Source organism: Micromonospora sp. NPDC049580, from assembly GCF_040675595.1.
In the GTDB taxonomy this organism is placed as follows: Bacteria; Actinomycetota; Actinomycetes; order Mycobacteriales; family Micromonosporaceae; genus Micromonospora.
Genome location: NZ_JBFAPG010000153.1, coordinates 1 through 12,190, shown reverse-complemented (window position 1 = coordinate 12,190; position 12,190 = coordinate 1). Strand labels below are relative to the sequence as shown.

The window sequence follows — 12,190 nt, the reverse complement described above, 5'->3', positions numbered from 1 at the left end:
CGTGCCGCCAGCACCGGGATCGCGGGGCCCCGGAACTCGGCGTCGACCTGGTCGACGGCCAGCGCGAAGCCGGGGTGCCACCGCAGCGGGAAACCGTACCGCCGGGCGATCGATTCCAGCGTCGCCCCGGTCGGGGTGCCGGCGAAGGACGGGTCCACCACCAGTTCCTCGACGTCGTGCGCGAGGTCGAGAGGGCCGTGGATCTGGGCCTCCACGTAGTCGTCGAGCGCGCGTCCGACCGTGGCCTGCGTGCTCGGCGCCTCCAGCAGCGTCCGGGCCAGGGTGGCGACGTCCATCCCGGCCCGCCCGAGGCACGCGCCCGTGCCGGCCACGCCGGCCAGCAGCCCGGCGAGCACCGCCTCGAAGGCGTCGGCCGTGCCCACCACGCCCGGACCGAGGTGGCTGTCGCCGAGGCAGAAGGTCGCCCGGCCCAGCACCGCCGGACGCAGCCGCAGGTGACAGGAGCCGAAGCGGGGACAGGCGCCGTCCGCGTGGTCGAGCAGGTTCATCCCGCCGTACGTGGGTCGGTCCGCCGGCGCCACCCCGGGCGCCTGGTACGCGCCGCCGAACATCCGGTGCTCCCACCGGTCGCGGTCGCCACCGGGGTACGCGGTGAGCCCGCCGTTGGAGATGCCGGTGACGAACTGACTGCGGTACACCCCGTCCTCGGCCAGCGCGGACGCGACGTCACGCCCGTCGGCGCACCGGCGGTCGGGGTGGAAGTTGACGGTGAGCCGGCCACGCTGGGCTGCCGCGGCGAGCAGCCGTTGCGGCCGGTGGCCGAGGTCGGCGGCGGCGAGGTGCCGTTCGATCGCGGCGAGCGCCGCCGGACGATCGACCACCGCCGACGACCGCACGTACGCGAGGGCAGCCGCCTGTGCCGGGGTGAGTGCGGCGCGGAGCCGTCGCTCAGACGTCGCCGTCATGTCCGGGGTCCACGGCGCGCTCCTGCGGTGCGCCCAGCTCCTCGAAGACGGTGATCTGCAGGTCCGCCGGGGCGTCCAGGCGGGAGTTCAGCGACTGCCAGGGCGTACGCGTCGGTGGCGCGATCTCGCTCGCCCCGGCGGCGACCAGCCGGGCCGTGGTCGCCCGCGTGTCGTCCACCTCGAAGGCCACCCGGATGCGCGGCGCGACCTGCCGGCCCACCTCGACGTCGTCGATCATGCGTTTCTGCGCCGGATTGGCGATCTCCAGGGTGGCCCGACCGGCGTCCAGGATCACCACCCGGGCGTCGCCGTCACCGGTGAACGCCGCCTCCTCGGGCAGGCCGAGGGCGTCCCGGTAGAACGCCACCGCGGCCTCGTGGTCGGCCGCCTCCACCACGAGGCGCAGCTGACGGACGACGGGTGCGCGGTGCTGCTCGGCGGTCATGCGGCGGATCCTAACAACGCCCTAGGCTGACACCGTCCGGAAGGGAGCGACGATGGTCGAGACGTATGGCGACGACACGTACCTGTTGCGTCCGGTCGGTCGGGTGGCCTCGCCGCTGACCGACGCGGCGAGCGCGCCCCGGCAGGGCGATGAGGGCGCGCCAACGGCGTGGCTGATCTTCGACCGGCAGGTCGAGCGGGCCCTGACCGACCTGTCGGCCGGCGCGGAGCTGCTGGTGCTGACCTGGTTGGACCGCGCCCGGCGCGACGTGCTGGCCGTGCACCCGCGCGGCGACGAGGCCCGCCCGCACACCGGCGTGTTCAGCACCCGCTCCCCGCACCGACCCAACCCGATCGGCCTGCACCGGGTGCGGGTGCTGGCGGTGGACGGGCTGCGCGTCGAGGTGGCCGACCTGGAGGCCCTCGACGGCACCCCCGTCCTGGACGTCAAGCCGGTGCTCGGCCCCGCCGACGAGCGCTGAGCCGCCGCGCCGGGCGCCAGCCCGGCCGCGACACGCAGCCCGGCCGCAGCGCAGGGCAGCGGCCGGCCGCCGTCAGTGCCCGCGCGCCAGCCACTCCGGCAGGTGCGGGGCCTCCGCGCCGATGGTGGTGTCGTCGCCGTGCCCGGTGTGCACGACCGTCTCCGCGGGCAGGGTCAGCAGCCGGGTGCGGATCGACTCGACGATGGTGCCGAAGTCGCTGTACGAGCGCCCGGTCGCGCCCGGCCCTCCCTGGAACAGGGTGTCGCCGGTGAACACCGCCCCCAGGTCCGGGGCGTAGAAGCTGCACGCGCCGGGACTGTGCCCGGGGGTGTGCAGCACCCACAGCGCGGTGCCGGCCACCTCGATGCTCTGCCCGTCCCGCAGCTCACCGTGCGGCGGCAGGTGGGGGTGGACCAGGTCCCAGAGCACCCGGTCGGCGGCGTGCAGCAGTACCGGAGCGCCGGTGGCCTCGGCGAGTTCGGGCGCCACCCGTACGTGGTCGTCGTGCCCGTGGGTGGCCAGGATCGCCCGGACCCGGCGACCGCCCACCAGCGCGCGGATCGCGGCCACGTCGTGCGGCGCGTCGAGGATGACGCACTCGTCGTCGTCGCCGATCACCCAGACGTTGTTGTCCACCTCGAACGTCTGCCCGTCGAGCGAGAACGTGCCGGAGGTGACCGCGTGGTCGACCCGGACGGCCATCAGAACACCACCACCGAGCGGAGCACGTCGCCGTGGTGCATCCGGTCGAACGCGTTCTCGACCTGGTCCAGAGCGATCTCCTCGGTGACGAAGGCGTCCAGGTCGAGACGGCCCTGCAGGTACAGCTCGGTGAGCATCGGGAAGTCCCGGCTGGGCAGGCAGTCGCCGTACCAGCTGGACTTGAGGGCGCCACCGCGCCCGAAGACGTCCAGCAGCGGCAGCTCGATCCGCATCTGCGGGGTCGGAACGCCGACCAGCACGACCGTGCCGGCCAGGTCCCGGGCGTAGAAGGCGTGCTTCCAGGTCTCCGGTCGCCCCACCGCGTCGATCACCACGTCGGCCCCGAAACCGCGGGTGGCGGCACGGATGGCCTCGACCGGGTCGGTCTCGGAGGCGTTGACGGTGTGCGTCGCGCCGAACTGTCGGGCCCAGTCGAGCTTGCGGCTGTCGGTGTCCACCGCGATGATCGTGGTGGCGCCGGCGAGGGCCGCGCCGGCGACGGCAGCGTCCCCGACGCCGCCGCAGCCGATCACCGCTACCGAGTCGCCGCGGGTCACGTTGCCGGTGTTCATCGCCGCGCCGAGCCCGGCCATCACGCCGCAGCCGAGCAGGCCCACCGCGGCCGGCCGCGCGGCCGGGTCCACCTTCGTGCACTGACCGGCGTGCACCAGCGTCTTCTCGGCGAACGCGCCGATGCCCAGCGCCGGGGTGAGTTCGGTGCCGTCGGTGAGCGTCATCCGCTGCGCGGCGTTGTGGGTGTTGAAGCAGTACCAGGGCCGACCCCGGCGGCAGGCCCGGCAGACGCCACAGACCGCCCGCCAGTTGAGCACCACGAAATCGCCCGGGGCGACGTCGGTGACGCCCTCCCCCACCTGCTCGACGACGCCCGCCGCCTCGTGCCCGAGCAGGAACGGGTAGTCGTCGTTGATGCCACCCTCGCGGTAGTGCAGATCGGTGTGGCAGACCCCGCAGGACTGGATCCGGACGATCGCCTCACCGGGGCCGGGGTCGGGCACCACGATGGTGGTGACCTCGACCGGTGCGCCCTTGCTGCGGGAGATGACTCCCCGGACTTCCTGGCTCACTTCGCCTCCTGCTGGTGGTCTGCGGCGGGGCCGGACGCCGGGCAGGCGGATGAACCGGGCTCGCCGGTGGGCCCCTGCCGAACCTACCGCGATCACCACGGTCGGCCCAGTCAGACGGGCGGCGGGTTATCAGGGGTCACGCGGGGTACGCGGGCCACAATTCGGACCACGACCACCGGGAGTGATCATGAAATTCGCGCACCTGCCGCTGCGGGTCACCATCGGCGCGTACATTCTCAACTCGGGTCTGGGCAAGCGGAACCTGGAGGGCGAGGCCGCGCAGGCCATGCACGGGATGGCGGTGGCGGCCATGCCGCAGCTCGGTCAGTTGGAGCCGCCGCGGTTCGCCAAGCTGCTGTCGTACTCCGAGATCGCCCTGGGAGCCGCGCTGCTCACGCCGTTCGTCCCGGCGCCCCTGGTGGGGCTCGGCCTGACCGCGTTCGGCGCGGGCCTCGTGCAGCTGTACCTGAAGACGCCCGGGATGCGTGAGCCGGGCAGCATACGGCCGACACAGCAGGGCGTCGGGCTGGCCAAGGACGTCTGGTTGGTCGGTGCCGGCCTGACCCTGGTGCTGGAGGGGTTGACCCACGGCCGTCGGCGCGGCTGACCTGGGCGAATCGCGTCGCCGCGGCCCGTTATCGTGTGGGCGACCCGGCGGTCGGTCTGAGGAGCTGCGGTGACCCACAGTCGTTCGGTGCGGCCCTTCTACCGGCCGATGAGGCCCCGCCGCCGCGACGAGCCGCACCGTGCTGCCACCCCGCTGGAGCTCTTCTTCGACCTGTGTTTCGTGGTGGCCGTGGCGCAGGCGGCGACCAGCCTGCACCACGACGTCGCCGAGGACCACCACGCCCACGCGCTGACCAGCTACCTGATGGTGTTCTTCGCGATCTGGTGGTCGTGGATGAACTTCACCTGGTTCGCCTCGGCGTACGACACCGACGACGACGTCTACCGGATCACCACGCTGGTGCAGATCACCGGGGCGTTGATCCTGGCGGCCGGGGTGCCGCGGGCGTTCGCCGACGGCGACTTCACCGTCATCACCTACGGGTACGTGGTGATGCGGCTGGCCGCCGTCACGCAGTGGATCCGGGCGGCCGCCGGCGATCCGGCGCACCGCGCGGCGGCACGCCGCTACGCGATCGGCGTGACAGTGGTGCAGCTCGGCTGGCTGCTGCGGCTGGCGCTGCCCGACGGCTGGGGCATCGCGGCGTTCGTGCTGCTGGCGCTCGCCGATCTGCTGGTGCCCGCGGTGGCCGAGCGTTCCGGGATGACGCCGTGGCACCCCGGACACATCGGCGAGCGGTACGGACTGTTCACGCTTATCGTGCTCGGCGAGGCGGTGCTGGCGATCTCGGTGGCGATCCAGACCGGGCTCGACGCGGGCGACCACGGTCTCTGGGCGCTCGCGGCGGCCGGCGCGCTCATCGTGTTCGCGCTCTGGTGGCTCTACTTCGACCGTCCGGTCGAGGCGCCGGACCGGTTGCCGTACTCGCTCATCTGGGGTTACGGCCACTATCTGATCTTCGGGGCGATCGCCGCGGTCGGGGCCGGCCTGCCCGTGGCGGTGGACCACGAGCGGCACCTCGCGCACATTTCCGGCACGACCGCCGCGTACGCGGTGGCCGTGCCGATAGCCGTCTTCCTGCTGACCGTCTGGGTGCTGCTCGTTCGCCGCCAGCAGCACGGCGCTGTGGTCGTCGCCTATCCGGTCGTCGCCCTGTTGGCGCTGCTCGCGCCCCTGGGTCCGGCCCCGGTGCAGGTGCTCGCGGTGTTGCTGGTCGCCCTCGTGACGCTGACGGTGCTGCTGCGCGGACGCGACGCCGGGCCGGCCGCGACGCGCACGGCCTGATCCCGATCTGGATCAGGCATCGACCACCCGGCCTGCCGGCGCGCGGGACGGCCCGGAAGTGGGCAGAATTGCGGCATGCTTCACCGCCGATGGTTGCTGGCCGACCAACTCGGGCCACATTTCCTCGACGACCCCGATCAACCGGTCCTGCTGGTGGAGGTCCGGGAGCTGTTTCGTCGTCGGCCGATGCACCGGCAGAAGGCGCACCTGATCCTCTCCGCCGTGCGCCACCGCGCCGCCGAGTTGGGCGACCGGGCGCTGCTGCTGCGTACCGGCACGTTCCGCGAGGCCCTGGCCCAGGTCACCGAGCCGGTGGAGGTGTGCCATCCGCACTCCCGGGCCGCGCTGGAGTTCGCCCGCTCGGTGCCCGGGTTGACCGTGCTGCCGCCGCGCGGCTTCATCACCAGCCAGGCCGACTTCGCAGCGTGGGCGGACCGCACCCGCCGGGGCCCGCTGCGGATGGCCGACTTCTACCGGCAGGCCCGTCGCTGGCACGACGTGCTGAGCGGCCCGGCCCGGGGAACCGGCGGGTCCGGTGGCACCCCGGCGCCGCGTCGGCCCCGGGCGGAGGCCCCGACCGTGCCGGCGACGCCGCCGCCTCCACCGCCGATCGTCGAGGACGACATCGACGCGCAGGTCCGCCACGATCTGGACCGGTGGGCGGCCGACGGGGTGCGGTTCGTCGGCCGCGACGGCCCCCGGCAGCACCCCGCCACGCACGCCGAGGCGCAGGCCCGGCTGGCGCACTTCCTGACGTACCGGCTGCCCGGGTTCGGCCGCTACGCCGACGTGATGAGCGCCGACGACCCGCTGTTCGCGCACTCGGCGCTCTCGTCGTCGTTCAACCTGGGGTTGCTGCACCCCGAGCCGGCCGTCCGCGCCGCCGAGCAGGCGTGGCGGTCCGGTGCCGCGCCGCGCACGGCTGTGGAGCCGTTCATCCGCGGGCTGCTCGGTTGGCGGGAGTTCCTCTGGCAGTTGTACTGGTACTACGAGCCACGGTTTCGGGGCGCGAACTGGCTGGCCGCGACCGAGCCGATGCCGCAGTGGTTCGCCGAGCTGGACGCCGACGCGGTGGAGGCGCGCTGTCTGGCCGACGTGCTCGCCGCCGTCCGGGACCGGGCGTGGACGCACCACAGCCCCCGGCTGCTGGTGCTCGGCAACTACGCGTTGCAGCGCGGCTGGCGTCCCACCGAGGTGGCGGACTGGTTCCGGCACTGCTTCGTCGACGGCACCGACTGGGTGATGAACGCGACGGTCATCGGCATGAGCCAGTACGCCGACCTGGCCAGGGTGGACACCCGCCCGTACGCGGTGGACGGCACCGACATCGACGAGATCAGCGACTACTGCGCCGGCTGCCGTTACACCCCGGAGCGGGCGCTCGGCGAGCTGGCCTGCCCGTACACCGGGGGTTTCGAGAGCTTCCTGCACCGCAACCGGGACCGGCTGGTGGCCGACCCGCGGCTCGCCGCGGAACTGGCCCGCCGCGACGAGCCGGAGCACCGCGATGCGGTGCTGGCGCAGGAGGAGAAGCGGGGCAGCAGCCCTCCGTGATCAGGTGAGGTCCGCGACCGGCGGCGCGGCCGGCACCGGGCGGGCGACGCCCCGGTTGAGGCCGACGACCAGCAGCCGGTTGTACGAGGCCGGCATGATCCGGGCCAGCAGGTCGGGCAGCTTCGCCGACCAGCCGATCAGCACCCGGCCCCGGCGCCGCTCGACGCCTCGCAGGATCACCTCGGCGGCCCGCTCCGGCGCGATGGTGAGCAGCTTCTCGAACTGGGCCCGGCCGGCGGTGTACTCCTCGATCGACACGCCGCTGCCGACCCGGGCGTTCTCGGTGATCCGGGTGCGGATCCCGCCGGGATGCACCGAGGTCACACCGATGCCGTCGTCGACGAGTTCGTGGCGCAGCGCCTCGGTGAGGCCGCGGACGGCGAACTTGCTCGCCGCGTACGCGGTCTGCCCGGCCGGCGCGATCAACCCGAACAGGCTGGAGATGTTGACCAGGTGCGCGCCCGGCTCGGCCTTGAGGGCGGGCAGCAGCGCGTGGGTCAGCTGCGCCACGGCCCGGAAGTTGATGTCGATCACCCAGCTGAACTCGTCGAACGTCACCTGGTCGAACCGGCCGCCGAGGCCGACGCCGGCGTTGTTCACCAGCAGCCGGACGCGCGGGTGCCGCTGGCCGATCTCGACCGCGACCCGGGCGGTGGCCACCGCGTCGGCGAGGTCCACCCGGAACGTGTGCACCTGCCGGTCCGGGTGCGCGGCGTGGATGGCGGCGACGACGGCGTCCAGCCGCACGGCGTCGCGGTCCAGCAGCACCAGGTCACTGCCCCGAGCGGCCAGGCCGTGCGCCAACGCGGCGCCGATGCCACTGGCCGCGCCGGTCACGACGGCCGTCGCGCCGGCGAACTCAAACCTCCGCACGATCGGTGCTCCTTCCCTGACGGGTGCCGCGGGAGAAGCGCACACCCTCGTCGCTGAGCCGGCCGTGCCGCATCAGCAGCACGTCGCGGGCGTAGTTCTGGTACAGCCGCCAGGGTGCCCGCGCGCCCTGCTTGGGCAGCGCGTCGACGCTGCGCAGCACGTAGCCCGAGCGCAGGTCGATGAGCGGCACCCGCTGCGCGTCGGGCGGTGGAAGCGGGGTGACGACCTGCTGGCCGGTGCGGTCCAGGTGGCGCAGCAGCCGGCAGACGTAGCCGGCGACCAGGTCGGCCTTGAGGGTCCACGACGCGTTGGTGTAGCCGATGGTCAGCGCGAAGTTCGGCACGCCGGAGAGCATCATGCCCTTGTAGGCGACGGTCTTCGGCAGGTCGACGTCGACGCCGTCCACGCGCAGCGTCAGGCCACCGAGGGCGAGCAGGTTGAGCCCGGTCGCGGTCACCACGATGTCGGCGGTCAGCTCATCGCCGGAGGCCAGTCGGACGCCGTGCGCGGTGAACGTGTCGATCGTGTCGGTCACCACGGACGCCCGCCCCTGCTGCACGGCGGTGAACAGGTCGCCGTCGGGCACCACGCAGAGCCGCTGGTCCCACGGGTCGTAGCGGGGCGAGAAGTGCCTGTCGACGTCGTACCCGACCGGCAGCTGCCGCTTCGCGCCGCGCCGGAGCAGCCGCTTGACCAGGCCGGGCGCGCGTCGGCTGAGCTGGAAGTTGACCGTGGACAGCAGCACGTTCTTCCACCGCACCACGGAATACGCGGCGTTCGCCGGCAGCCAGCGCCGCAACGCGCCGGCCAGCCGGTCGCGCGAGGGCAGGGCGATGACGTACGTGGGTGAGCGTTGCAGCATCGTCACGTGCGCGGCCCGCTGCGCCAGGGCCGGCACCAGGGTCACGGCGGTCGCGCCGCTGCCGATCACCACCACCCGCTGGCCGGTGTGGTCGAGGTCGTCGGGCCAGTGCTGCGGGTGCACCAGCCGCCCGGCGTACGCGTCCACGCCGGGCAGGGCGGGCGTGTAGCCCTCGTCGTAGCGGTAGTAGCCGGTGCAGGCGAACAGGAACGAGCAGGTGAGGATCACGGTCTCGGCGGTGTCGGTGCGCTGGGCGTGCACCGTCCAGCGGGCGGTGCCGCTGTCCCACTCGGCGCGCGTCACCCGGTGGGAGAAGCGGATGTGGCGCTGCACGTCGTACTCCCGGGCGGTCTCCCGCACGTACTCCCGGATGGCCGCGCCGTCGGCGATGGCCGTGGCGTCGGTCCACGGCCGGAACGAGTAGCCGAGGGTGAACATGTCCGAGTCGGACCGGATGCCGGGGTAGCGGAACAGGTCCCAGGTGCCACCGACCGCGTCGCGTGCCTCCAGCACCGCGTACGTCTTGTCGGGGCAGTCGCGGCGCAGATGGCAGGCGGCGCCGATGCCGGACAGGCCGGCGCCGATGATGAGCACGTCGACGTGGTCGGAGGGCATCGCGTTCCTCCCGTCCGGGGCGGTGGACGGACACTAACACCGTCCCGGACGCCTGGCACCTAACGCGAGACCACCGCCGGGCCGCCGCGCTGACCGTAGCGGTGGGCGGCCCGCTCGGCGTCGAGCCGGGCGAGCATCCGCGCGAAGTCGTCGGCGGAGAGCACCGGGCCGTTGTTCTTGCGCCAGCCGGGCGTGCGAGAACGCCGCTGCACCGCCGACTCGAACGCCCCGCCGGTGGTGCGTACCCAGCAGGCGTCCCGTACGGTCGGTCCGCCGAGGAACAGCGCGGGACGCGCCTCGAACCCGGTCACCTCCGACCACGAGAACGTCCGCGTGCGGAACACGTGCCGCAGCCGTACGCCCTCGTCGTTGACGTAGATCCCGGCCAGGTACATCCGGAGGACGAAGGTCAGGCACAGTCCGAGGAACAGCAACGCGCCGGTCAGGCCGAGGGCCGCCGATGCGTCGATTCTGCCCTCGGCGGGTCCACGGCTGGCGGCGACCACCACGGCGACGGCCATCGTCGACCCGACCAGCAGCATGAGTCCGGTGACCGCCTGCGCCGCGCCCCAGGGGTTGATCCGCCGCCATCTCCGCATGGCCCGCAGGCTAGTCGGTGGACGCTCGCGTGGATTCCATGATCCAGTTCGTCTCCCAGGTGCGTTCGCCGTCGACCGAGAACGCCTGCTCCCAGCGGGCCGTGGTCGCGGTGATCCCCGACCAGATGAACCGGCACCGGACCGGCCGACCCTCGTCCTGGTCGTCGGCGTAGAAGCGGCCCACCCCGTCGACGAAACGCCCCACCATCGGCGGCTGCTCCAGCTCCCCGCGACCGCTGTTCATCCAGTAGATCGACCACTGCTCGCTCGCCGGGTCGAAGATCCTGATCGTGGCGCCGGAGAAACCCTTGGTCGGAAAGGTGATCTCGTCGAAGTTGCCGCCGCCGCCGAAGAAGCTGTGGGCGACCGACACCCCGGGAAACTCGTCCCACTCGTCGCAGCCGGTCAGCCGCTCGCGCAGCCTTCGGTTGACCACGTTCCAGGTGCCCACGTAGAAGTCGAAGTCGCCCATCAGCGGCCCACCGGCCCTTCCGCTCGCGTGTCATCCAGATAGCCGGTCAGGTCGGGAGCCTCCGGCACCAGCATGTGCCGGACCCAGGCGGCCCGCTCGTGCTCCAGCACCGCCAGCTCCCACACGCAGCCCACCCCGGGCCGGCGCAGGTCGACGAAGTGGGTCGGGTCGTCGTCCGGGCAGTCCAGCGCGGGCTGGCCGGCCACGGCGATGCGGGCCTCCACCACGTTGTCCCACACCCAGGTGTACGCCAGCAGGTAGGCGCCGGTGTCCGCGCCCCGGTGCAGCACCACCCAGCCGGCAGCCGGTGTGCCGTCGGACGGGACGTCGGCCAGCAGCGCGGGCAGCAGGTCGTACGCCGCCTTGCACACCTCCGGCTCGATCGGCCGCTCCGGCTGGTCGATGTGGTAGCGCTTGAGCTGCCGACCGTCCACCAGGACCGGCGCCAGCGTTCGTAGATCCTTGTCGCGAAAAGCCATGCCGGGACGGTAGGACGGCTCCCCTGACAGCTAGTGTCAGTGAAGTGCGGGCCAGTCGACTTCTCTCCGTCCTGCTGCTGCTCCAGTCGCACGGTCGGCTGACCGCCGCGCAGCTCGCCGAGCGGCTGTCGGTCTCCCCGCGCACCATCTACCGGGATGTGGAGTCGCTGCACGCCGCCGGCATCCCGCTCTACGGCGAGGCCGGGCACGCCGGCGGCTACCAGCTGGTCGACGGCTGGCGGACCCGGCTGACCGGCCTGACCGGCGAGGAGGCCGACCGGCTGTTCCTGGCCGGGCTGCCCGGCCCCGCCGACGAGCTCGGCTACGGCGACGTGGTGGCCGCCCTGCAACTCAAGCTGCACGCCGCCCTGCCGGCACCCCTGCGCGACCGGGCCACCCAGCTCCAGCAACGCTTCCACCTGGACACACCCGGTTGGTACGCCGACGGCGACGCCTCCCCCGAGCTGGCCCGCACGGCCGAGGCCGTCTGGCGGCAGCAGCGCGTCGAGGTGCGCTACCGCGGCTGGCGTGGCGAGGTGACCCGGGTGCTGGAGCCGTACGGCCTGGTGCTCAAGGGCGGCCGGTGGTACGTGGTGGCCACGCGACCGGGCCGCGCCGAGCCGGCGACCTACCGGGTCAACCAGATCCTCGCGCTGACCCCGTTGGCGCAGGAGTTCGACCGACCGGCCGACTTCGACCTGCCGGCCTGGTGGCGGGAGCACGTGCTGCGGTTCCGGGCCCGGCTGCACCGCGACGAGGCCACCGTACGGCTGTCCCCCGCCGGCCGGGAACGGCTGCGGGAGATCGGCAGCGACCCGGTGGTGTCCGCGGTGGACGCCAGCGCAGGGCCACCCGACGTGCACGGCTGGGTGACCGCCGTCCTGCCGATCGAGTCGCTCACCCACGCCCACGGTGACCTGCTGCGCCTCGGCGCCGACGTGGAGGTGCTCACCCCGCTCGCGCTCCGCGACCGCCTGGCCGCCACCGCCGCCGGGCTGGCCGCCCTCTACGCCCCCTCTGGCCCGCCGACCCGGTAGCCGCCGCCCCTTCCACAGTGGAAGATCGGCGGGACATCGACTGTCGGCAGGGTGTGCCACCCTGGGACGGGCACCAGCGGTCACCGGAGGTGAGGGCCACGCTACGACTACGCGCACTGGTCGCCGTCGCCGGCACCGGGCCGGTGACGCTCGACGTCCCGTCCGGCGCGACGGTCGCCCTGGTCGCGCCACCGCGGGTCGGCACGGC

14 protein-coding genes are annotated in these 12,190 nt (G+C 73.2%); 5 read left to right on the top strand and 9 right to left on the bottom strand.

From position 1 onward, the window contains the following. A partial coding sequence (locus AB0J68_RS15160) for a DUF3626 domain-containing protein (RefSeq protein WP_363938955.1) occupies nt 1–926 on the bottom strand: 926 nt, incomplete at its 3' end. Then, a complete protein-coding gene (locus AB0J68_RS15155) occupies nt 910–1,371 on the bottom strand; it encodes a VOC family protein (RefSeq protein ID WP_354861327.1) in 462 nt (153 codons plus the stop codon). The genes AB0J68_RS15155 and AB0J68_RS15160, both read right to left, overlap by 17 nt. Nucleotides 1,372–1,423: 52 nt before the next feature. Here AB0J68_RS15155 and tsaA point away from each other — a divergent pair, with 52 nt between their 5' ends. Continuing rightward, nucleotides 1,424–1,852, top strand: coding sequence for a tRNA (N6-threonylcarbamoyladenosine(37)-N6)-methyltransferase TrmO (gene tsaA / locus AB0J68_RS15150; RefSeq protein ID WP_355136917.1), 429 nt, complete (start codon nt 1,424–1,426; stop codon nt 1,850–1,852). Between the two features lie 72 nt (nt 1,853–1,924). Here the strand turns inward: tsaA and AB0J68_RS15145 are convergent, their stop codons facing one another. Both AB0J68_RS15145 and AB0J68_RS15140 read right to left on the bottom strand, forming a co-directional pair. Further along, the gene (locus AB0J68_RS15145; protein ID WP_363938952.1) at nt 1,925–2,554 is read right to left on the bottom strand and encodes an MBL fold metallo-hydrolase; all 630 of its coding nucleotides are present in this window, start codon (nt 2,552–2,554) and stop codon (nt 1,925–1,927) included. Then, nucleotides 2,554–3,639, bottom strand: a complete 1,086-nt coding sequence (locus AB0J68_RS15140; protein WP_363938950.1) for an S-(hydroxymethyl)mycothiol dehydrogenase — start codon at nt 3,637–3,639, stop codon at nt 2,554–2,556. The genes AB0J68_RS15145 and AB0J68_RS15140 overlap by 1 nt, the downstream gene beginning before the upstream one ends. 187 nt (nt 3,640–3,826) lie before the next feature. Here AB0J68_RS15140 and AB0J68_RS15135 point away from each other — a divergent pair, with 187 nt between their 5' ends. The 3 genes from AB0J68_RS15135 (at nt 3,827) to AB0J68_RS15125 (ending at nt 7,045) form a co-directional block, all read left to right on the top strand. After that, nucleotides 3,827–4,246, top strand: a complete 420-nt coding sequence (locus AB0J68_RS15135; RefSeq protein ID WP_363938949.1) for a hypothetical protein — start codon at nt 3,827–3,829, stop codon at nt 4,244–4,246. 69 nt (nt 4,247–4,315) lie between these two features. Further along, nucleotides 4,316–5,491 carry a low temperature requirement protein A gene (locus AB0J68_RS15130; RefSeq protein ID WP_363938947.1) on the top strand — a complete coding sequence of 392 codons (1,176 nt, stop codon included), beginning with the start codon at nt 4,316–4,318 and terminating at the stop codon, nt 5,489–5,491. Between the two features lie 75 nt (nt 5,492–5,566). After that, nucleotides 5,567–7,045 carry a cryptochrome/photolyase family protein gene (locus tag AB0J68_RS15125; protein WP_363938945.1) on the top strand — a complete coding sequence of 493 codons (1,479 nt, stop codon included), beginning with the start codon at nt 5,567–5,569 and terminating at the stop codon, nt 7,043–7,045. Here AB0J68_RS15125 and AB0J68_RS15120 read toward each other — a convergent pair whose 3' ends face one another. Genes AB0J68_RS15120 through AB0J68_RS15100 form a run of 5 tightly spaced genes read right to left on the bottom strand, consistent with a single transcriptional unit; the run spans nt 7,046 to nt 10,945 of the window. Continuing rightward, nucleotides 7,046–7,918, bottom strand: coding sequence for an SDR family oxidoreductase (locus AB0J68_RS15120; protein WP_363938943.1), 873 nt, complete (start codon nt 7,916–7,918; stop codon nt 7,046–7,048). After that, on the bottom strand, nt 7,905–9,395 hold the full coding sequence (locus AB0J68_RS15115) for an NAD(P)/FAD-dependent oxidoreductase (RefSeq protein ID WP_363938941.1): 1,491 nt from the start codon (nt 9,393–9,395) through the stop codon (nt 7,905–7,907). The genes AB0J68_RS15120 and AB0J68_RS15115 overlap by 14 nt, the downstream gene beginning before the upstream one ends. Before the next feature lie 59 nt (nt 9,396–9,454). After that, entirely contained in the window at nt 9,455–9,994 is a 540-nt protein-coding gene (locus AB0J68_RS15110) for a PH domain-containing protein (RefSeq protein WP_363938940.1), read from the bottom strand. 10 nt (nt 9,995–10,004) lie between these two features. Continuing rightward, nucleotides 10,005–10,466 (bottom strand): hypothetical protein, encoded by a 462-nt coding sequence (locus AB0J68_RS15105; RefSeq protein WP_354861309.1) that lies wholly within the window; start codon nt 10,464–10,466, stop codon nt 10,005–10,007. Next, a complete protein-coding gene (locus tag AB0J68_RS15100) occupies nt 10,466–10,945 on the bottom strand; it encodes a hypothetical protein (RefSeq protein ID WP_354861306.1) in 480 nt (159 codons plus the stop codon). The genes AB0J68_RS15105 and AB0J68_RS15100 overlap by 1 nt, the downstream gene beginning before the upstream one ends. Nucleotides 10,946–10,989: 44 nt before the next feature. Here AB0J68_RS15100 and AB0J68_RS15095 point away from each other — a divergent pair, with 44 nt between their 5' ends. Beyond that, a complete protein-coding gene (locus AB0J68_RS15095; RefSeq protein ID WP_363938939.1) occupies nt 10,990–11,982 on the top strand; it encodes a WYL domain-containing protein in 993 nt (330 codons plus the stop codon). Nucleotides 11,983–12,190: the final 208 nt, after the last annotated feature.

Coding starts and splice junctions, on each gene's coding strand:
- AB0J68_RS15155 (WP_354861327.1), bottom strand. CDS start 1,371: ATGACCGCCGAGCAGCACCGCGCACCCGTCGTCCGTCAGCTGCGCCTC.
- tsaA (WP_355136917.1), top strand. CDS start 1,424: ATGGTCGAGACGTATGGCGACGACACGTACCTGTTGCGTCCGGTCGGT.
- AB0J68_RS15145 (WP_363938952.1), bottom strand. CDS start 2,554: ATGGCCGTCCGGGTCGACCACGCGGTCACCTCCGGCACGTTCTCGCTC.
- AB0J68_RS15135 (WP_363938949.1), top strand. CDS start 3,827: ATGAAATTCGCGCACCTGCCGCTGCGGGTCACCATCGGCGCGTACATT.
- AB0J68_RS15125 (WP_363938945.1), top strand. CDS start 5,567: ATGCTTCACCGCCGATGGTTGCTGGCCGACCAACTCGGGCCACATTTC.
- AB0J68_RS15115 (WP_363938941.1), bottom strand. CDS start 9,395: ATGCCCTCCGACCACGTCGACGTGCTCATCATCGGCGCCGGCCTGTCC.
- AB0J68_RS15110 (WP_363938940.1), bottom strand. CDS start 9,994: ATGCGGAGATGGCGGCGGATCAACCCCTGGGGCGCGGCGCAGGCGGTC.
- AB0J68_RS15105 (WP_354861309.1), bottom strand. CDS start 10,466: ATGGGCGACTTCGACTTCTACGTGGGCACCTGGAACGTGGTCAACCGA.
- AB0J68_RS15100 (WP_354861306.1), bottom strand. CDS start 10,945: ATGGCTTTTCGCGACAAGGATCTACGAACGCTGGCGCCGGTCCTGGTG.